19 protein-coding genes, 1 other RNA gene and 1 riboswitch are annotated in these 17,899 nt (G+C 43.6%); of the genes, 16 read left to right on the top strand and 4 right to left on the bottom strand.

The window, feature by feature from the left end:
- Positions 1 to 8: 8 nt before the first annotated feature.
- Positions 9 to 428 (bottom strand): Hsp20/alpha crystallin family protein, encoded by a 420-nt coding sequence (locus MKX38_RS10855; RefSeq protein WP_004398640.1) that lies wholly within the window; start codon positions 426 to 428, stop codon positions 9 to 11.
- A gap of 137 nt (positions 429 to 565) precedes the next feature.
- Between MKX38_RS10855 and MKX38_RS10850 the strand changes: the two genes are divergently transcribed.
- The 9 genes from MKX38_RS10850 to MKX38_RS10810 all read left to right on the top strand — a co-directional run bounded on the left by MKX38_RS10850 (position 566) and on the right by MKX38_RS10810 (position 7,931).
- Complete coding sequence (locus MKX38_RS10850) at positions 566 to 1,072, top strand: glucose PTS transporter subunit IIA (protein ID WP_009967573.1); 507 nt, start codon at positions 566 to 568, stop codon at positions 1,070 to 1,072.
- A 102-nt stretch (positions 1,073 to 1,174) separates the two neighbouring features.
- On the top strand, positions 1,175 to 3,424 hold the full coding sequence (gene mrfA / locus MKX38_RS10845) for an ATP-dependent helicase MrfA (RefSeq protein WP_181217145.1): 2,250 nt from the start codon (positions 1,175 to 1,177) through the stop codon (positions 3,422 to 3,424).
- A gap of 15 nt (positions 3,425 to 3,439) precedes the next feature.
- A complete protein-coding gene (gene mrfB, locus MKX38_RS10840; protein ID WP_339187142.1) occupies positions 3,440 to 4,681 on the top strand; it encodes a metal-dependent exonucleaseMrfB in 1,242 nt (413 codons plus the stop codon).
- Between the two features lie 100 nt (positions 4,682 to 4,781).
- Positions 4,782 to 4,910: a hypothetical protein gene (locus MKX38_RS10835; RefSeq protein WP_003230707.1), complete on the top strand. Its 129-nt coding sequence runs from the start codon at positions 4,782 to 4,784 to the stop codon at positions 4,908 to 4,910.
- Between the two features lie 83 nt (positions 4,911 to 4,993).
- Positions 4,994 to 5,221, top strand: coding sequence for a spore coat protein CotD (cotD, locus tag MKX38_RS10830; RefSeq protein WP_010886551.1), 228 nt, complete (start codon positions 4,994 to 4,996; stop codon positions 5,219 to 5,221).
- A gap of 88 nt (positions 5,222 to 5,309) precedes the next feature.
- Complete coding sequence (locus tag MKX38_RS10825) at positions 5,310 to 5,852, top strand: DUF1273 domain-containing protein (RefSeq protein ID WP_339189417.1); 543 nt, start codon at positions 5,310 to 5,312, stop codon at positions 5,850 to 5,852.
- Between the two features lie 77 nt (positions 5,853 to 5,929).
- Entirely contained in the window at positions 5,930 to 6,226 is a 297-nt protein-coding gene (gene gpsB / locus MKX38_RS10820; protein WP_003225629.1) for a cell division regulator GpsB, read from the top strand.
- A gap of 65 nt (positions 6,227 to 6,291) precedes the next feature.
- An RNA gene (rnpB, locus tag MKX38_RS10815) (RNase P RNA component class B) lies at positions 6,292 to 6,673 on the top strand.
- A 100-nt stretch (positions 6,674 to 6,773) separates the two neighbouring features.
- A complete protein-coding gene (locus tag MKX38_RS10810; protein ID WP_015483366.1) occupies positions 6,774 to 7,931 on the top strand; it encodes a class I SAM-dependent RNA methyltransferase in 1,158 nt (385 codons plus the stop codon).
- 52 nt (positions 7,932 to 7,983) lie between these two features.
- Here the strand turns inward: MKX38_RS10810 and MKX38_RS10805 are convergent, their stop codons facing one another.
- Positions 7,984 to 8,136 (bottom strand): YpzG family protein, encoded by a 153-nt coding sequence (locus MKX38_RS10805; RefSeq protein WP_010327933.1) that lies wholly within the window; start codon positions 8,134 to 8,136, stop codon positions 7,984 to 7,986.
- A gap of 163 nt (positions 8,137 to 8,299) precedes the next feature.
- Here MKX38_RS10805 and MKX38_RS10800 point away from each other — a divergent pair, with 163 nt between their 5' ends.
- Positions 8,300 to 8,491: a hypothetical protein gene (locus MKX38_RS10800; protein ID WP_003246090.1), complete on the top strand. Its 192-nt coding sequence runs from the start codon at positions 8,300 to 8,302 to the stop codon at positions 8,489 to 8,491.
- A 102-nt stretch (positions 8,492 to 8,593) separates the two neighbouring features.
- Positions 8,594 to 10,519, top strand: a complete 1,926-nt coding sequence (locus tag MKX38_RS10795; protein ID WP_326248309.1) for an ATP-dependent DNA helicase — start codon at positions 8,594 to 8,596, stop codon at positions 10,517 to 10,519.
- 40 nt (positions 10,520 to 10,559) lie between these two features.
- Here MKX38_RS10795 and kduD read toward each other — a convergent pair whose 3' ends face one another.
- On the bottom strand, positions 10,560 to 11,324 hold the full coding sequence (gene kduD / locus MKX38_RS10790) for a 2-dehydro-3-deoxy-D-gluconate 5-dehydrogenase KduD (protein ID WP_029726792.1): 765 nt from the start codon (positions 11,322 to 11,324) through the stop codon (positions 10,560 to 10,562).
- Between the two features lies 1 nt (position 11,325).
- Positions 11,326 to 12,153: a 5-dehydro-4-deoxy-D-glucuronate isomerase gene (gene kduI / locus MKX38_RS10785; RefSeq protein ID WP_017696982.1), complete on the bottom strand. Its 828-nt coding sequence runs from the start codon at positions 12,151 to 12,153 to the stop codon at positions 11,326 to 11,328.
- 220 nt (positions 12,154 to 12,373) lie between these two features.
- Here kduI and kdgR point away from each other — a divergent pair, with 220 nt between their 5' ends.
- The 5 genes from kdgR (at position 12,374) to ypwA (ending at position 17,651) form a co-directional block, all read left to right on the top strand.
- Entirely contained in the window at positions 12,374 to 13,393 is a 1,020-nt protein-coding gene (gene kdgR, locus MKX38_RS10780) for a pectin utilization transcriptional regulator KdgR (RefSeq protein ID WP_167408246.1), read from the top strand.
- A gap of 37 nt (positions 13,394 to 13,430) precedes the next feature.
- On the top strand, positions 13,431 to 14,405 hold the full coding sequence (gene kdgK / locus MKX38_RS10775) for a 2-dehydro-3-deoxygluconokinase (protein WP_167408245.1): 975 nt from the start codon (positions 13,431 to 13,433) through the stop codon (positions 14,403 to 14,405).
- Position 14,406: 1 nt separating this feature from the next.
- Complete coding sequence (gene eda / locus MKX38_RS10770; RefSeq protein ID WP_167408244.1) at positions 14,407 to 14,997, top strand: bifunctional 4-hydroxy-2-oxoglutarate aldolase/2-dehydro-3-deoxy-phosphogluconate aldolase; 591 nt, start codon at positions 14,407 to 14,409, stop codon at positions 14,995 to 14,997.
- Positions 14,998 to 15,041: 44 nt separating this feature from the next.
- On the top strand, positions 15,042 to 16,034 hold the full coding sequence (gene kdgT, locus MKX38_RS10765) for a 2-keto-3-deoxygluconate transporter (protein WP_014477146.1): 993 nt from the start codon (positions 15,042 to 15,044) through the stop codon (positions 16,032 to 16,034).
- 111 nt (positions 16,035 to 16,145) lie between these two features.
- Positions 16,146 to 17,651 (top strand): carboxypeptidase, encoded by a 1,506-nt coding sequence (ypwA, locus tag MKX38_RS10760; RefSeq protein ID WP_339187134.1) that lies wholly within the window; start codon positions 16,146 to 16,148, stop codon positions 17,649 to 17,651.
- 140 nt (positions 17,652 to 17,791) lie between these two features.
- Positions 17,792 to 17,891: riboswitch (purine riboswitch) on the top strand.
- Positions 17,892 to 17,899: the final 8 nt, after the last annotated feature.

The raw sequence follows: 17,899 nt of genomic DNA, 5'->3' as shown, positions 1-17,899 counted from the left end.
TGAATCGTTCATTCATGCTTATTTTTTGGAAAGAAAAGTGTCATTGTCTGCTCGTTCCAAGACGTTTCCATATCTTCTTGGCGAACTTCATAAGGCAGCTGAACCGTTCTTGTCATGCTTGTAAAGGTAGCCTCATTTTGGTGTTTCTGTTTTTCTTGGAGTGTTACATGGAGATACCTCGATTTAACATCAACGACGATCTCGCCATCTCGAAACGTCGCCGGAATGGTAATATCGATATACAGCCCAGTATCTCTTTCTCTGACATGTATGGTCGTCTGCACATCCTTTAAACTCGAGTTGATTAGGTTCTGAAATCCGTTTATAAGGTTGCCGAACGCTGAGGATTGAAAAAGAGTATCGATTGCCTCCGTTATGATTTCTTCTTTCTTTTGCAGTTCGTTCTTTTTGTCATCATGGAATTCCAATATCGCCACCGCCTTTTTTAACCAGATTATGCGTCTATGCCAGATGTTGTTATAAATTGAAGCAAAATTGAAAGTGTGGTTAAATAGTGGTGAATGAAGGGATAACGGTTGAAGTGAATGAGAAGGGAGAAAATACATTGCTGAAAAAATTATTCGGAATGGGCAAAATTCAGGAAAAGGTGACAGAAGAGGTTATTTATTCTCCGGCAGACGGTACAGTAATGGACCTGTCAGATGTACCGGACCCTGTTTTTTCACAGAAAATGATGGGAGAAGGAATAGCGGTGGAACCTTCTAGCGGTGAAATCGTTTCTCCCGCTGAAGGTGAAGTCATTCAGATTTTCCACACCAAACACGCCGTTGGCATTCGGACTCGCTCGGGAATTGAGCTGTTAATTCATGTCGGGCTGGAGACAGTCAATATGAACGGAGAAGGATTTACTGCCCACATTAAAGAAGGGGATAAAGTGAAGGTCGGTGACCCGCTGATTACATGTGATTTGGAATTAATAAAAGAAAAAGCGAGCAGCACAGTCATCCCAATCGTTATAATGAATGGTGAGGCTGTAGGATCAATGGTATCGGCAGGCGAAAAGGCTGCTCGTAAAGGCGAATCAAAGCTCTTTACAATAAAAGCGAAATAAGCAGGGCGTATGCCTTGCTTTTTTTATTCAACTGTATAAAATTTGCACCTAGCCATGCAAACAAATATTCGGTAAACTGTACTTGACAAAGAGGTGTAAAGAATGAAAAAGAAATCACTGACTGAACTCATTTCTGATTTAAAAGGAAATGAAAACGTTGTGAATTGGCATGAAATTGAGCCTCGGGAAGCAAAAACAAGGCCTATGCCCGAAAGTATAGACGAGAGAATCAAAGCGGCCCTTTCGAAAAGGGGCATTGATGAACTATATACTCACCAATATTCCGCTTTTCAATATGTGCAAAAAGGAGAGAGCATCGTTACCGTAACGCCAACAGCATCAGGAAAAACGTTATGCTACAACCTCCCAGTCCTGCAGTCCATCGCCCAAGATGAAACAAACCGGGCGTTATATTTATTTCCGACTAAAGCGCTGGCACAAGACCAAAAGAGCGAGCTAAATGAAATTATTGATGAAATGGGCATTGATATTAAAAGCTTTACATATGACGGGGATACGTCTCCGGCAATCAGACAAAAGGTGAGAAAAGCAGGTCATATTGTCATTACAAACCCCGATATGCTGCATTCTGCCATTCTACCGCATCATACGAAATGGGTCAGTTTGTTTGAAAACCTTAAGTATATCGTCATCGATGAGCTTCATACGTATCGAGGTGTGTTCGGCAGCCATGTGGCAAATGTGATCCGGCGGCTAAAGCGGATCTGCCGGTTTTATGGAAGTGATCCGGTTTTTATTTGTACTTCCGCAACAATTGCCAACCCAAAGGAATTGGGAGAGCAGCTGACAGGCAAACCGATGCGGCTGGTCGATGACAACGGCGCACCGAGCGGACGCAAGCATTTTGTGTTTTACAATCCGCCAATTGTGAACAAACCGCTGAATATTAGAAGGAGCGCAACCGCAGAAGTGAATGAACTGGCGAAAGAGTTCCTTAAAAACAAAGTGCAGACCATTGTTTTTGCCAGAAGCAGAGTTCGGGTGGAAATTATTTTAAGCCATATTCAGGAGCTTGTGAAAAAAGAGATTGGAACAAAATCAATCAGAGGCTATCGGGGAGGCTATCTGCCGAAAGAGCGAAGAGAAATCGAAAAAGGCCTGAGAGAAGGCGACATTTTAGGAGTGGTCAGTACGAATGCCTTAGAGCTTGGTGTTGATATCGGACAGCTGCAAGTGTGTGTAATGACGGGGTATCCCGGAAGTGTTGCAAGTGCTTGGCAGCAGGCCGGACGAGCCGGCAGAAGACACGGTGAATCTTTGATTATCATGGTAGCCAATTCAACACCGATTGACCAATATATTGTGCGGCATCCTGAATATTTCTTTAATCGTTCGCCTGAATCTGCAAGAATCAATCCGGAGAATTTGATTATTTTAGTAGACCACTTAAAGTGTGCGGCTTATGAGCTTCCTTTTAGAGCTGATGAAGAATTTGGACCCATGGAAGTCAGTGATATTCTTGAGTATCTTCAGGAAGAGGCTGTTCTTCACCGCAACGGCGAACAGTACCATTGGGCAAGTGAGTCGTTTCCTGCTTCAAACATCAGTTTGCGTTCCGCCTCCCAGGAAAATGTCGTTATAGTTGATCAGTCGGATATTGCAAATGTAAGGATTATCGGTGAAATGGACCGTTTTAGTGCGATGACCCTTTTGCATGATGAAGCGATTTATTTGCATGAAGGCGTTCAGTATCAAGTTGAGAAGCTCGATTGGGACCATAAAAAGGCGTATGTCAGAAAAGTCGATGTCGAATATTATACGGATGCAAACCTGGCAGTTCAGCTGAAGGTATTAGAAATCGATAAAACGAAAGAAAAAAGCCGTACGTCATTGCACTACGGAGACGTCACTGTCAATGCCCTGCCGACCATTTTTAAAAAAATAAAAATGACCACTTTTGAAAATATTGGGTCTGGACCTATTCATTTGCCGGAAGAAGAACTGCATACAAGTGCAGCTTGGCTCGAAATCAAAACAGCGGATGAAGACATCGGGGAAAAGACACTGGAACAGCTGCTTCTTGGCATCTCGAATGTGCTGCAGCATATTGTCCCTGTGTATATCATGTGTGATCGAAATGATGTTCATGTTGTTTCTCAAATTAAAGCAGCCCATACCGGATTGCCAACCATATTTTTATATGATCATTATCCGGGCGGTATCGGTTTGGCGGAGGAAGTCTTTAAACGTTTTTCAGACATTAATGAAGCGGCGAAACAACTGATTACACATTGTCCTTGTCATGACGGCTGTCCGTCTTGTATAGGTACGGAAATAGAAGGGATAAAAGCAAAGGAAAGAATTTTGCAGCTGTTGGATCAAATGTCGTAAGGAGGGAGGCCGGATATGTCATTAAAAGGGAAACTCCAACGGATGAAAAAGCACATGGCGCTCGACGAAGGAGAACAAAAAATAGAAGCAGGCAAACAAGAAAACCACTTTGATGACATCCCGTTTTTAGAAGAGTGGGAGGCTTTTGGCATGAAGCCTTTCATCTTCGAAGATGAATATTGCCTCATCAGAGAAGTAGAATATCCGCTTTCTCACCGCCATGGGTTATACAGCTTTTCTGAGCTTGAGGAAGTGATCACAATGTGGAATCAAAGCGGCCTGTCGCATACATTGTCAGCAAAAGGGTATAACAAAAACAACCTCTTTTTCTTTGATACAGAAACAACCGGTCTTGGGGGTGGAGCTGGGAATACCATTTTTTTGCTTGGGCATGCGAGAGTATATGAAGACCGAGTGACAGTCAAACAGCATCTTTTGCCCAAACCGGGGAACGAAGTCGCCTTGTACCAAAGCTTTTTAAGCGAGGTTGACATTACATCACTTGTGACCTACAACGGCAAAGCCTTTGATTGGCCGCAGGTGAAAACAAGACACACCTTGATCCGTGACAGACTTCCGAAGCTTCCGGAATTTGGCCACTTTGATCTTTTGCATGGAGCTAGACGCCTCTGGAAACACAAAATGGACCGCGTATCTCTTGGCACGGTTGAAAAAGAGGAGCTCGGCATCCGCAGACTAGAAGACACACCGGGCTACTTGGCGCCAATGCTTTACTTTCATTTTATCAAGGCGCAAGAGCCGGATCTTTTAAAAGGTGTCCTGCATCATAATGAAATGGATGTGTTATCACTCATTTCATTGTACATCCATATGTCTAAAAAAATCCTTTCAGAATCACATGCGCCAAAAGAACACAGTGAAGCCTATGCTATGGCGAAATGGTTTATAGCTCATAAGGAAACGGACCAAGCGATCAAGCAGTTGGAAAGGCTTATAGAAAAATCGTTTGAGGATCAGGACAGTGCACGGCTGGATTTATCGCTCCTGTACAAAAAACAAAACCGCTTGGAAGAAGCAGTGCCGCTTTGGGAAAAGCTGTCCCGCTCGCAAAACCAGAAGTGCAGATACGCTGCTGTAATAGAGCTCGCGAAATATTTTGAGCATAAGAAAAAAGAATTCGGAAAAGCATTGCAAGTAGCAGAGCAATTGCTTAGCGATGCGGCATGCTTATCAGAGAAAGAAACTGAAAAACTGCATGTGAGAATTGCCCGGCTGAAGAGGAAATATTCCTCTTAAATATTCCCCGGGAAAGCGCAAAAGACGACTTGTTTCGCCATGAATTTTTTTTGCTGAATTCACATTGATTTTGTTGTAGAATAGCGGCGAATCCTGTAAAATGACGTTAGTTATTTTTAAAGGGAGAGTTGGTATGTATAAGGGTGTTTTTTACTTGTTCTTTGTTGTGGTATTTTTGATTGCTTTTGTGTTTTCAAACTTTAAAGACAGCTTAATTGCACACTTTTAAAATAGGTCTTTGCATCAGAACATGTACCCCTTATTTTTCATAGCTTAGTATTGTAATAAAGTTTATGGAAAGGGGATTTTATCATGCATCACTGCAGACCGCATATGATGGCGCCAATTGTCCATCCTACTCATTGCTGTGAACACCATACGTTTTCGAAGACTATCGTGCCGCACATTCACCCACAGCATACAACAAACGTAAACCACCAGCATTTTCAGCACGTTCACTACTTTCCACACACTTTCTCAAATGTTGACCCGGCTACGCATCAGCATTTTCAAGCAGGAAAACCTTGCTGCGACTACTAGTATGGAAAACGTGCAGCTTGATGGTGTAAACAATGCAGCACAACAAATGGGGCCCACGGGAGCCCCATTTTTTAAAGCAGGTGAAATGATGAAAGTATTGGCAATAACGGGCTATAAACCGTTTGAACTCGGGATATTTAAGCAGGATGACAAGGCGCTGTATTACATAAAAAAAGCCATTAAGAATCGGCTGATTGCTTTTTTGGATGAAGGATTAGAATGGATTTTAATTTCGGGCCAGCTTGGAGCGGAGCTGTGGGCGGCAGAAGCTGCATATGATTTGCAGGAGGAATTCCCTGACTTAAAGGTAGCTGTCATCACACCATTTTACGAGCAGGAAAAGAACTGGAAAGAACGGAATAAGGAACAGTATGAAGCAGTTCTGTCTCAGGCAGACTATGAAGCAAGCCTGACTCACCGTCCTTATGAAAGCCCGCTTCAATTCAAACAAAAAAATCAGTTCTTCATTGATAAGTCCGACGGGCTTCTGCTTTTATATGACCCGGAAAAGGAAGGCTCCCCTAAGTATATGCTTGGGACAGCGGAAAAAAGGCGCGAACAGGATGGCTATCCCATCTACTTTATTACAATGGATGACTTGAGAGTGACAGTGGAGGAAGACAGCTACTAACAATGAGAGAGAAATTTGACAACCGTACAGATTTCTGAAAAAATATATGTGATGATTCACGATACGAGGTGAAAAAGATGCTTGCTGATAAAGTAAAGCTTTCTGCGAAAGAAATTTTGGAAAAAGAATTTAAAACAGGCGTTAGAGGCTACAAGCAAGAAGACGTTGACAAATTTTTAGATATGATTATTAAGGATTATGAAACCTTCCATCAAGAAATTGAAGAACTGCAGCAGGAAAATCTGCAGCTGAAAAAACAGCTTGAAGAAGCCAGCAAAAAACAGCCTGTGCAATCTAACACAACAAACTTTGATATTTTAAAACGGCTGTCTAACTTAGAAAAACACGTTTTTGGCAGCAAGCTTTATGATTGATCACGCTTGAAAAAAATGGCGCTTGTAAATTGTAAACAGTTGTTATATAATAATTCATGTTCTTAACGTTCGGGTAATCGCTGCAGATCTTGAATCTGTAGAGGAAAGTCCATGCTCGCACGGTGCTGAGATGCCCGTAGTGTTCGTGCCTAGCGAAGTCATAAGCTAGGGCAGCCTTTAGAGGCTGACGGCAGGAAAAAAGCCTACGTCCTTCGGATATGGCTGAGTATCCTTGAAAGTGCCACAGTGACGAAGTCTCACTAGAAATGGTGAGAGTGGAACGCGGTAAACCCCTCGAGCGAGAAACCCAAATTTTGGTAGGGGAACCTTCTTAACGGAATTCAACGGAGAGAAGGACAGAATGCTTTCTGTAGATAGATGATTGCCGCCTGAGTACGAGGTGATGAGCCGTTTGCAGTACGACGGAACAAAACATGGCTTACAGAACGTTAGACCACTTACATTTAAAATGATGAAAACAAGCTCTCCCGTATAAGGAGAGCTTTTATCTTGAAAAGAGAAAAGTTTTAAAAGACAGGGTGATACGATGAAGAAGTATACACTAATTGCAACGGCGCCGATGGGCATTGAAGCTGTTGTCGCAAAGGAAGTACGAGATTTAGGATACGAATGCAAGGTTGATAACGGGAAAGTTATTTTTGAAGGTGATGCACTTGCCATCTGCCGTGCGAACCTTTGGCTTAGAACAGCCGACCGCATAAAGGTTCAGGTTGCTTCTTTTAAAGCGAAAACATTTGATGAACTGTTTGAAAAAACGAAAGCGATTAACTGGCGCTCATTTATACCTGAAAACGGGAAATTCCCTGTCATCGGAAAATCGGTAAAATCAACACTTGCAAGCGTTCCCGACTGTCAGCGGATCGTCAAAAAAGCAATTGTCGAAAAGCTCAAGCTGCAGTCCGGCAAAGCCAATGATTGGATTGAAGAAACAGGTGCCGAGTATAAAGTCGAAATTTCTTTATTGAAAGATCAGGCTTTGATTACACTGGACTCATCAGGGACAGGCCTTCACAAACGAGGATACCGTGTCGATCAGGGCGGTGCGCCGATTAAAGAAACACTTGCTGCCGCTTTGGTGCAATTAACCAATTGGACGCCAGACCGCCCGTTTGTTGATCCTTTCTGCGGCTCCGGAACAATCGCGATAGAAGCGGCGCTAATCGGCCAAAACATCGCCCCGGGATTCAATCGCGATTTTGTTTCAGAGGATTGGGAATGGATCGGTAAAGATCTGTGGAACAAAGCGCGGCTTGAAGTCGAAGAAAAGGCAAATTATGACCAGCCGCTTACAATTTTCGCAAGCGACATAGACCACCGCATGGTTGAAATCGCAAAAGAAAATGCAGAGGAAGCAGGACTGGGAGATTTAATCCAGTTCAAGCAGATGCAGGTCAAAGATTTTACCACAAATCTGGAGTTTGGCGTAATTGTCGGCAACCCGCCATATGGAGAGCGTCTCGGCGAGAAAAAAGCCGTTGAGCAGATGTACAAAGAAATGGGGAAGGCGTTCGAGCCGCTTGATACTTGGTCTGTGTATATGCTGACATCAAATGAAAACTTTGAGGAAGCATATGGCAGAAAAGCAACGAAGAAACGAAAACTCTTTAACGGGTTTATAAAAACGGATTATTATCAATATTGGTCAAAAGTAAGGCCGCAGCGCAAGAAAACAGAAAACGCATAAAAAGAAGACGCTCTGCATGCGTCTTCTTTCATCTTTCAGCCCTATTCTATCGTTACCAACGGTGAGCTTTCGCGTTGCTTCTCAATATAATGTTGGTTTGGGACATTTCAGTGTGACCGTTTACTTGAGACTTAGAACGTTTAGGCCGCGTCCAATTGTGATGAAACAGTTCAGAATGCTGATCTAATCGGTTTCTATAACTCATGTCAACATCACTCCCTGATAGAATATTGTTGATAAGACGGATAATCCGGAGACGGAATATCAAGTGTAGTTTGTGCATGTTTCGGTGATAACATGCGGTAAAGCATGTATATAAAATGAAAAGTTCGCATACAATGATGATTATTTCCATCAGAGGTGATCTCATGCTGAACAGCGAACATTTTAATCTTATTCAAAGGGCGCTTGACGCAACAGCAAACGAGCTGAAGGAGCTCGGGACTGATTCGTCTCCGTCTGTGATTTCGCATGCGCAAACTGATTTAGAAAAAGCGGTAGAACATATTTATTCAACAGACCATCCTTTTTTATCGTCGCATGTGATCAATCGTAAGTAAACTGCAAAAAACTTGGCATTGCCAAGTTTTTTTATTGTATTCATCAGCGGAAAATGATATTATTGGTGGTCTGAATGTCGAATAGTTGGGGGTTGGAACTAGGTGACAACATCACGTTTGCCTTTTTCTTTAACGAAAACAAAGAATTTTTATGAAGAATTGAACAATTGGATTGGTGACGTGTTTTACGATATCCTTCCCGAAAAAGGGTTTGATCTTCGGGACGAGCAAGTATTTATGGCTTTTCAGCTGGAGCGGGCGTTTAAAGAGAAAAAAGTAATGTTCGCCGAAGCTGGAGTGGGAACGGGGAAAACGCTGGTATATCTTCTTTTTGCAATCAGCTATGCAAGGTATGTCGGCAAACCTGCCATCATCGCTTGTGCGGATGAAACATTAATTGAACAGCTGGTGAAAAAAGAGGGCGATATTTCTAAGCTGGCTGAGCATCTTGATCTGAAAATTGATACAAGGCTGTCAAAATCACATGAGCAATATTTATGCTTGAAGAAGCTTGAAAAAACAATGCAGCGTTCTGATGATGATAAATGGCTGGATCTTTATGAGTCGTTACCGTCATTTGTCCACGAGTCCCAGGCGATGCAGCGCTTTTATCCGTATGGCGACCGTAAGCAGTACGCAAATCTATCGAATGAAGAGTGGTCTGACGTAAGCTACGACTCGTTTCAGGACTGTCTGACTTGTGATATGAGACACAGATGCGGTCTGACACTTTCCAGAGATTACTACCGCAAGTCAACGGACTTAATCATTTGTTCCCATGATTTTTATATGGAGCATGTGTGGACGGAAGAATCACGCAAACGAGAGGGCCAGCTGCCGCTCTTGCCTGATCATAGTGCAGTTGTATTTGATGAGGGGCATTTGTTAGAGTTTGCTGCGCAAAAAGCGCTAACCTATAGAGTGAAGCAGTCTACTCTTGAATTGTTTTTAGAACGATTGCTGCAAAATGACATCAGAGAAGAGTTTGCAGAATTGATTGAAGATGCGCTTGCTGCAAACGACGAATTTTTCTATGTTCTTTCTGAAGAATCAAAGGAAGTAGCCGGTTCACACCGTTTAGAAATAAAAAATGATCAGCGTGTCAAAAAGGCGGCGGACGAGCTTTGCCGTTTACTTGATAAAATCGGTGAGGCACTTGTATTTGAGTCTGAAATGTATACGATTGATCAATACGAACTGTCAGTAGTGGAAGAATATGTTGAACAAATGGCGTATTCATTATCTCTATATCAAAAGGATGCGATCAGCTGGCTGGAGAAAAAGGAAGCAGAATCAACTTTTGTCGTGATGCCGAGAACGGTAGCAGAAGTACTTGGCGAAAAAGTGTTTTCTAAGAAAATTCCTTATATCTTTTCTTCTGCTACGCTGTCAGAAGGCGGTTCGTTTGATTATATTGCCGACAGTCTTGGGATTCATGATTATTTGTCATTAACTGTTGATTCCCCTTATGATTATGACGAGCAAATGAGTATTAATTTATACGCAAAAACAGATATGGACGCTGAACAAAAAACGGCTGAAACGATTGAAACAATCAAACGTTACAAAGGAAGAACGCTGGTGCTTTTCCCTTCTTTTGAAGAATTAAACGAGTTTAAAGAGCTGTCGGCGGCATGGGAGCTGCCGTATCCAATTTTCTTCGAAGGTGATGAGGAAATCAGCAGCTTAGTAGAGAAATTCCAAGAGGAAGAAGAAACAGTACTTTGTTCAGTTCACTTATGGGAAGGACTCGACATTCCCGGTGACGCATTGAAGAATGTTACCATTTGGTCATTACCGTTCCCGCCACACGATCCTGTATTTACAGCGAAGCGCAACGGAGCGAAAAAAGATCCGTTCGAAGAAGTTGATCTGCCATATATGTTGTTACGTGTACGGCAGGGCATCGGGCGCCTGATTCGCTCGAATCAAGACAGCGGCTCGATTCACATTTACGCTGGCGGAGAAAATGAACGCATCATTGATGAGGTCAAAAAGGTCTTGCCTGTTGAACCGCACATGATGTAATGGAAAAAAGCTGACGATCGTTCGTCAGCTTTTTTATTTGTCAGCGGGATAGCCAGCCGCCATCAACTGCTAAAATATGTCCATTTACATAATCTGAAGCACGTGATGCCAAAAAGACTGCAGTCCCCCCGATATCATCCGCTTGGCCCCAGCGGCCGGCAGGAATTCTCTTTAAAATGTCCTCATTTCGCTTTTCGTCATCCCGAATAGGCTTTGTATTCGCAGTAGAAATATAGCCTGGGGCGATTGCGTTGACCTGAATACCTGACGCTGCCCACTCATTTGCAAATGATTTTGTCAAACCGGCAACAGCGTGTTTGCTCGCGGTGTAAGCCGGAACGAGGATGCCGCCTTGAAAAGACAGGAGAGAGGCAATATTAATAATCTTTCCATGACCTCTTTTCAGCATGTGCCTGCCAGCAAGCTGTGTCAGAATAAACAGGCTGTTTAGATTGACATTCAGTACGTGCTGCCAGTTCTCTTCTGAAAAATCTTCCGCTTTTTCCCGATGAATAATGCCGGCATTATTGACAAGGATGTGGATCTGCCTGTTTTCAAACAGCTCAGCTGCAGAATCCTTTATCGCTTCCGGCTTGCTCATGTCCAATGTAAAAGATGTAAATATCCGGCCTTCCTGTTCCACAAGCTGCTGTGTTTCAGACAGGCTGCTTTTATGTGATGTGCCGATAATATCAGCGCCAGCACCGGCTAGGGCTTTGGCAATTCCTTGACCGATCCCTGTTCCAGGGCCTGTCACCAGCGCTGTTTTTCCTTCTAATGAAAAGGCGTCATGTAGATAACCCATCTTATTTCAGCCCATCCATCGGAACGAGATCCATGTCCGTAAATGTGTAATTTTCTCCAGCCATCGCCCACACAAAGCTATAGTTTGATGTTCCTGCGCCAGAATGAATAGACCAGGCGGGAGAAAGGACAGCCTGCTCATTTCCAACAACAAGATGGCGTGTTTCGTCCGGCTGGCCCATGAAATGAAATACCTTTGAATCCTTTTCAAGATCCAGATAAAGATAAGCCTCCATCCGACGGTCATGAACGTGTGCTGGCATGGTATTCCAGTTGTTGTTTTGATCTAACATCGTTATTCCCATCATCAGCTGACAGCTTTTAATGCCATCCTGATGAATAACTTTGTACAGACTTCTGACATTAGACGCTGCATCATCACCAAGGCGGTCCGGTGTCAGTTCAGCTAGGGCGGCTTTTTGTGTTGGATAGCTTTTGTGGGCGCAAGCGGAGACGAAGTAAAACTTCGCTTTTTCACCGTTCAGGCTTGAAAATGATACATCCTGATTACCCATTCCGATATAGAGAAAATCCTTTGTTTGAAGCACATATTCATCATCGCCGACTCTAACGGCACCAGGCTGGCCGACATTAATAATCCCGATTTCACGCCGTTCCAAAAAGAAGTCTGTTTTTAGAAAATCACCTGCATCAAGCTTCAGTTCACTTTGCCCTGGAGCCGCTCCGCCGATGACAACCCGGTCTTCATGTGAGTAATACATCGAAAGTTTATTTTCTGTAAATAAAGGATCCATTAAGAAATGACTGCGAAGCTCCTCTGTTGTAAAGCGTTTTACTTGTTCAGGATGTACAGAATAACGATTTTCCATTATATTTCCCCCTTGGTTAGGATTTCAGCATCACTTGAATGAAAATATTTTGGTAACGGTTTCAAAGAAAATTTTAGGATAAATAGTGAAAAGAGTCAACGGAAAATAATGAATTGACACATTATTAAAAAAACTCTTTCCAAATTTTAAAATTATGGTATTCTTTTGTTGTAACGGTTTTGAAATCGGTTTCAAATATATGAGATACAGGAGCACTTGAATGAAAAAGAAAACAACAGGCCATACAACCATTAAAGATGTAGCTGAATGTGCAGGAGTTTCGAAATCGACAGTTTCCCGCTATATTAACGGAAAAATTGACGCGATTTCTCCTGAAAAAGTGAAAAACATTAAAAAGGCAATCGCAGAATTGAATTATCGGCCGAGTAAAATGGCGCAAGGTTTGAAAATAAAAAAAAGCAAGTTAATCGGATTTGTTGTAGCTGACATTACAAATCCTTTTTCGGTCGCTGCTTTCAGGGGAGTCGAAGAGGTTTGTGATCAATATGGTTACAGCATTATGGTGTGCAACACAGATAACAGTCCTGAAAAAGAGCGGGAAATGCTCTTAAAGCTAGAAGCCCATTCGGTTGAGGGCTTGATTTTAAACGCAACAGGGGAAAACAAGGATGTACTCCGCGCTTTTGCTGAACAGCAAATTCCAACAATCTTAATTGACCGGAAACTGCCGGATCTGAAACTGGATACCGTAACGACTGACAACAGATGGATCACAAAAGAGATTCTTCAGAAGGTGTACAGCAAAGGGTATACTGATGTCGCGCTGTTTACCGAACCGATTTCCTCTATCAGCCCTCGTGCAGAAAGAGCAGCTGTGTATCAGGAAATGGCTTCGGTTCAAAATGTGAACGGGCTTGTCAGATTGCATGAAATTGACGTAAAGGACAAGGAGCAGCTTAAGGCGGCGCTTCGTTCTTTTCACAAGGAAATGCCGGAGCAAAAAAAAGCGGTTCTGGCTTTGAATGGCTTGATTATGCTGAAAATCATCAGCTGTATGGAAGAGCTTGGCCTGCGCATCCCTCAAGATATAGGGATTGCAGGATTCGATGATACGGAATGGTATAAACTGATCGGTCCAGGTATTACAACGATCGCCCAGCCGTCACATGATATGGGCAGGACGGCGATGGAACGTGTATTAAAAAGGATTGAAGGTGACAAAGGAGCGCCTCAAACCATTGAATTAGAGGCAAAAGTCATCATGAGAAAGTCACTTTAATCCTAGGTGCCCTCAACTAAGAGGAGGTTGGGAAGAGATGAAGCTTGATGCGGTGACATTCGGGGAATCAATGGCCATGTTTTACGCAAATGAGTATGGAGGCCTTCATGAAGTATCCACTTTTTCTAAAGGGCTTGCCGGAGCAGAAAGCAATGTTGCCTGCGGCCTTGCCAGACTCGGATTCCGAATGGGATGGATGAGCAAGGTCGGCAATGATCAGCTCGGAACGTTTATTTTACAAGAGCTTAAAAAAGAGGGAGTGGATGTGTCCCGCGTGATCCGCTCGCAGGACGAAAATCCCACCGGGCTGCTGCTGAAGTCAAAAGTGAAAGAAGGCGACCCGCAAGTTACCTACTATAGGAAAAACTCAGCTGCAAGCACATTAACTTCAGCTGAATATCCGAGAGATTATTTTCAATGCGCAGGCCATTTGCATGTGACAGGTATTCCGCCTGCTTTATCAGCCGAGATGAAAGACTTCACGTATCATGTCATGAACGACATGAGAAACGCAGGGAAGACCATTTCATTCGACCCTAATGTAAGACCTTCGCTTTGGCCTGATCAAGCAACAATGGTACATACAATCAATGATCTGGCTGGGCTTGCAGACTGGTTTTTCCCGGGTATCGCAGAGGGAGAGCTATTGACCGGAGAAAAAACACCTGAAGGCATTGCCGACTATTATTTGAAAAAAGGTGCCAGCTTTGTTGCTATTAAACTTGGAAAAGAAGGCGCTTACTTTAAAACGGGGACAAGTGAAGGATTTCTAGAAGGCTGCCGGGTCGACCGGGTGGTTGATACGGTCGGCGCCGGAGACGGATTTGCAGTCGGTGTAATCAGCGGTATCCTAGACGGTTTGTCGTACAAGGATGCGGTGCAAAGGGGAAATGCGATTGGCGCTTTGCAAGTGCAGGCACCGGGGGATATGGACGGTTTGCCGACCAGGGAGAAATTAGCTTCTTTTTTATCTGCTCAAAGAACGGTTCACCAAAAGAAAGGGGATCATTAATATGGAGTCCAAAGTCGTTGAAAACCGTCTGAAAGAAGCAAAGCTGATTGCAGTCATTCGTTCAAAGGATACGCAGGAGGCCTGTCAGCAGATTGAGAGTTTGTTAGATAAAGGGATTCGTGCAGTTGAAGTGACGTATACGACCCCCGGGGCATCAGATATTATCGAATCCTTCCGTAATAGGGAAGATATTTTAATTGGCGCGGGCACGGTCATCAGCGCGCAGCAAGCTGGGGAAGCTGCTGAGGCTGGCGCGCAGTTTATTGTCAGTCCGGGTTTTTCAGCTGATCTTGCTGAACATCTATCTTTTGTAAAGACACATTATATCCCCGGCGTCTTGACTCCGAGCGAAATTATGGAAGCGTTGACATTCGGGTTCACGACATTAAAGCTGTTCCCAAGCGGTGTGTTTGGCATTCCGTTTATGAAAAATTTAGCGGGTCCTTTCCCGCAGGTGACCTTTATTCCGACAGGCGGGATACATCCGTCTGAAGTGCCTGATTGGCTTAGAGCCGGAGCTGGCGCCGTCGGAGTCGGCAGCCAGTTGGGCAGCTGTTCAAAAGAGGATTTGCAGGCTGTTTTCCAAGTGTAAGTGGAATTGTTTTTTCATAACCGGAGGATGGGAGAATCCACAATATGAAAATCAAGGCGACAATTGAACGGGTACCTGGCGGAATGATGATTATTCCGCTATTTCTTGGAGCGGCGCTCAACACGTTTGCGCCTGGAACAGCGGAGTTCTTTGGAGGGTTTACGGGTGCTTTGATTACCGGAACGTTGCCGATACTGGGTGTTTTTATCTTTTGCGTAGGAGCAACGATTGATTTTCGTTCTTCAGGCTATATCGCAAGAAAAGGAATCACGTTATTATTGGGAAAGGTCGGATTTGCGGCACTGCTCGGCGTGATCGCAGCGCAATTTATACCTGACGAAGGCATACAATCCGGCTTTTTTGCAGGCCTTTCTGTTTTAGCAATTGTCGCGGTAATGAATGAAACGAACGGCGGACTGTATTTGGCGCTCATGAATCACATGGGAAGAAAAGAGGATGCGGGCGCTTTCGCCTTTATCAGTACAGAATCTGGTCCTTTTATGACCATGGTGACGTTTGGTGTGACGGGACTTGCCGCATTCCCATGGGAAACGCTGGCAGCGACAGTCATCCCGTTTTTACTTGGATGTATACTTGGAAATCTGGATCATGATCTCAGAGACTTATTCAGCAAGGTTGTGCCGGCGATCATTCCATTTTTCGCCTTTTCGCTCGGCAATACCTTGAATTTTGGAATGCTGATCCAATCAGGGCTGCTCGGCATTTTTATCGGAGTTTCTGTCGTCATTTTATCGGGCAGTTCTTTGTTTTTGCTTGATCGTTTTATTGCGCGGGGAGATGGTGTCGCGGGAGTGGCCGCTTCTTCTACGGCAGGGGCGGCTGTAGCCGTGCCATATGCATTAGCGGAAGCGAATGCCTCATTTGCGCCAGTTGCTGAGTCGGCAACTGCAATTATCGCGACAAGCGTTATTGTCACCTCGCTCTTAACCCCGCTGGCAACAGTGTGGGTAGATAAAAAAATCAAGCAGAAAAAGCGGAGAACACCTCCGCCAAAAAATCAAATGACGATCAACTGAATAAAAAGGCTGCCACAAAACATACCGGCAGCCTTTTATACAAACAATTTGACTTTCATACCCCCTTCCATTAGCCTGTAATGGAACGGCTAGAATAGGGAGGGAATGGATATGGAGATACATACATATGAAAAAGAATTTTTTGATCTTTTAAAAAGAATCTCACATTACAGCGAAGCAGTTGCGTTAATGCACTGGGACTCCAGAACAGGCGCGCCGAAAAACGGCTCAGAGGATCGTGCCGAAAGTATCGGCCAGCTTTCAACAGATATATTCAATATCCAAACATCAGATCGAATGAAGGAGCTTATCGATGTCCTGTATGAACGATTTGATGACTTGTCGGAAGATACGAAAAAAGCAGTGGAACTGGCGAAAAAAGAGTATGAAGAGAATAAGAAAATCCCTGAGGCTGAATACAAAGAATACGTGATTCTGTGTTCAAAGGCAGAATCAGCGTGGGAGGAAGCGAAAGGAAAATCTGATTTCAGCTTGTTTTCTCCTTATTTAGAACAGCTGATTGAATTCAATAAACGTTTTATTACGTATTGGGGATATCAAGAGCATCCTTATGATGCATTGCTTGATTTGTTTGAGCCCGGCGTCACGGTAAAGGTGCTTGATCAGTTGTTTGCTGAGCTGAAGGAAGCGATTATCCCTCTTGTTAAACAGGTGACAGCTTCCGGAAATAAACCAGATACAAGCTTTATTACAAAAGCGTTCCCGAAAGAAAAGCAAAAAGAGCTCAGTCTGTATTTTTTACAGGAGCTTGGCTACGATTTTGATGGCGGAAGACTTGATGAAACCGTTCATCCGTTTGCAACTACGCTGAATCGGGGAGACGTTCGGGTCACGACGAGATATGATGAAAAAGATTTCCGGACGGCGATCTTTGGCACCATTCATGAGTGCGGGCACGCGATTTACGAGCAAAATATTGATGAAGCACTCAGTGGCACGAACTTGTCAGACGGCGCATCGATGGGAATTCATGAATCGCAATCATTATTTTACGAGAATTTTATCGGCCGCAACAAGCATTTTTGGACTCCGTACTATAAGAAGATTCAAGAGGCATCACCTGTACAGTTCAAGGACATCTCCCTGGATGATTTTGTCCGGGCAATCAATGAATCAAAACCTTCATTTATCAGGGTCGAAGCGGATGAATTGACGTATCCTCTTCATATCATCATCCGTTATGAAATTGAAAAAGCGATTTTCAGCAATGAAGTGTCTGTGGAAGATCTGCCGTCGCTTTGGAATCAAAAATACCAGGATTATTTAGGGATTACACCGCAGACCGACGCAGAGGGGATTTTACAGGACGTCCATTGGGCAGGTGGAGATTTCGGCTACTTCCCATCCTATGCGCTCGGCTACATGTATGCGGCTCAGCTGAAACAAAAAATGCTTGAGGATCTCCCTGAATTTGACGCTCTCTTGGAAAGAGGAGAGTTCCATCCGATAAAGCAATGGCTGACGGAAAAGGTGCACATTCACGGAAAACGGAAAAAGCCGTTAGACATTATTAAAGATGCAACAGGAGAAGAGCTGAATGTTCGCTATTTAATTGATTATTTATCAAACAAATATTCAAATCTCTATCTGTCATAATCAAAAGCCTGGCGGCGCGTCGTCAGGCTCTTTTATATCGAATCCCCTTGAAATACGAATGATATCTAAAAAAACAAAATTAAAGTTCGGGAATTTTTATTTTCAGCCTATGCAAGAGATTAGAATCTTGATATAATTTATTACAATATAATAGGAACACTCATATAATCGCGTGGATATGGCACGCAAGTTTCTACCGGGCACCGTAAATGTCCGACTATGGGTGAGCAATGGAACCGCACGTGTAC

Source organism: Bacillus sp. FSL M8-0025 (assembly GCF_037975475.1).
Lineage (GTDB): Bacteria > Bacillota > Bacilli > Bacillales > Bacillaceae > Bacillus > Bacillus subtilis.
This window is presented reverse-complemented; position numbering and strand designations above follow the sequence as displayed.

Excerpts from the sequence above, each read along its gene's own strand:
- mrfA (WP_181217145.1), top strand. The coding sequence starts at position 1,175 with ATGAAAAAGAAATCACTGACTGAACTCATTTCTGATTTAAAAGGAAAT.
- mrfB (WP_339187142.1), top strand. The coding sequence starts at position 3,440 with ATGTCATTAAAAGGGAAACTCCAACGGATGAAAAAGCACATGGCGCTC.
- MKX38_RS10835 (WP_003230707.1), top strand. The coding sequence starts at position 4,782 with ATGACGTTAGTTATTTTTAAAGGGAGAGTTGGTATGTATAAGGGTGTT.
- cotD (WP_010886551.1), top strand. The coding sequence starts at position 4,994 with ATGCATCACTGCAGACCGCATATGATGGCGCCAATTGTCCATCCTACT.
- MKX38_RS10825 (WP_339189417.1), top strand. The coding sequence starts at position 5,310 with ATGAAAGTATTGGCAATAACGGGCTATAAACCGTTTGAACTCGGGATA.
- gpsB (WP_003225629.1), top strand. The coding sequence starts at position 5,930 with ATGCTTGCTGATAAAGTAAAGCTTTCTGCGAAAGAAATTTTGGAAAAA.
- MKX38_RS10810 (WP_015483366.1), top strand. The coding sequence starts at position 6,774 with ATGAAGAAGTATACACTAATTGCAACGGCGCCGATGGGCATTGAAGCT.
- MKX38_RS10805 (WP_010327933.1), bottom strand. The coding sequence starts at position 8,136 with ATGAGTTATAGAAACCGATTAGATCAGCATTCTGAACTGTTTCATCAC.
- MKX38_RS10800 (WP_003246090.1), top strand. The coding sequence starts at position 8,300 with ATGCTGAACAGCGAACATTTTAATCTTATTCAAAGGGCGCTTGACGCA.
- kduD (WP_029726792.1), bottom strand. The coding sequence starts at position 11,324 with ATGGGTTATCTACATGACGCCTTTTCATTAGAAGGAAAAACAGCGCTG.
- kduI (WP_017696982.1), bottom strand. The coding sequence starts at position 12,153 with ATGGAAAATCGTTATTCTGTACATCCTGAACAAGTAAAACGCTTTACA.
- kdgR (WP_167408246.1), top strand. The coding sequence starts at position 12,374 with ATGAAAAAGAAAACAACAGGCCATACAACCATTAAAGATGTAGCTGAA.
- kdgK (WP_167408245.1), top strand. The coding sequence starts at position 13,431 with ATGAAGCTTGATGCGGTGACATTCGGGGAATCAATGGCCATGTTTTAC.
- eda (WP_167408244.1), top strand. The coding sequence starts at position 14,407 with ATGGAGTCCAAAGTCGTTGAAAACCGTCTGAAAGAAGCAAAGCTGATT.
- kdgT (WP_014477146.1), top strand. The coding sequence starts at position 15,042 with ATGAAAATCAAGGCGACAATTGAACGGGTACCTGGCGGAATGATGATT.
- ypwA (WP_339187134.1), top strand. The coding sequence starts at position 16,146 with ATGGAGATACATACATATGAAAAAGAATTTTTTGATCTTTTAAAAAGA.